Here is a 473-nt window from a genome sequence, read left to right on the forward strand (position 1 = left end):
ATGATCAAAACGTGCGCGATGCGCGAGTCACTCTCTGCATCGCAGTCCAGCAAGTTATCAAGAATGGTTTGAATCTACTCGGTGTTAGCGCGCCAGAAAGCATGTAATCATGACTCGAGATTACGCAAAACCCAGCACGACTAAAAAGCCTGCTGCAAAGCGCAAAAAGAAACCTTCCGCAAAGACAGGTTCTGCCGCGAAAAAAACGTCTGCAACAAAAACTGTCGATAACGCTGGATCAGGCAAGGGCTTACATCTTTTTTTAATCGCAGCCCTTCTTGGTGGCTTTGGGTTCGCACTCTATAAACTAGCTCAGGTAGATGATGGCGCGACCAATCAAGCTATCAGCAAGCCCGCTCCTAACAGCACGAAGCCTAAAGCTGAGGCTGAATCAAAAGAAAAAGCCGTCATAAACCCGAAGCACGCTTCCAGTTTTATGACCTTCTTCCTAACAGCGAGGTAGACACAGACAC

2 protein-coding genes are annotated in these 473 nt (G+C 47.8%); both read left to right on the forward strand.

The genetic code is table 11. The features are described from left to right. Window positions 1-11: 11 nt before the first annotated feature. Entirely contained in the window at window positions 12-107 is a 96-nt protein-coding gene (locus A3751_RS21700; RefSeq protein ID WP_082863011.1) for a DALR anticodon-binding domain-containing protein, read from the forward strand. A gap of 2 nt (window positions 108-109) precedes the next feature. Continuing rightward, the gene (locus A3751_RS02605) at window positions 110-463 is read left to right on the forward strand and encodes a hypothetical protein (protein WP_068451756.1); all 354 of its coding nucleotides are present in this window, start codon (window positions 110-112) and stop codon (window positions 461-463) included. Window positions 464-473 lie beyond the last annotated feature (10 nt).

It is taken from the genome of Oleiphilus sp. HI0080, assembly GCF_001635135.1.

What these genes read in the sequence shown, in the direction of transcription:
- A3751_RS02605 (WP_068451756.1), top strand. Translation starts at nt 110, where the DNA reads ATGACTCGAGATTACGCAAAACCCAGCACGACTAAAAAGCCTGCTGCA.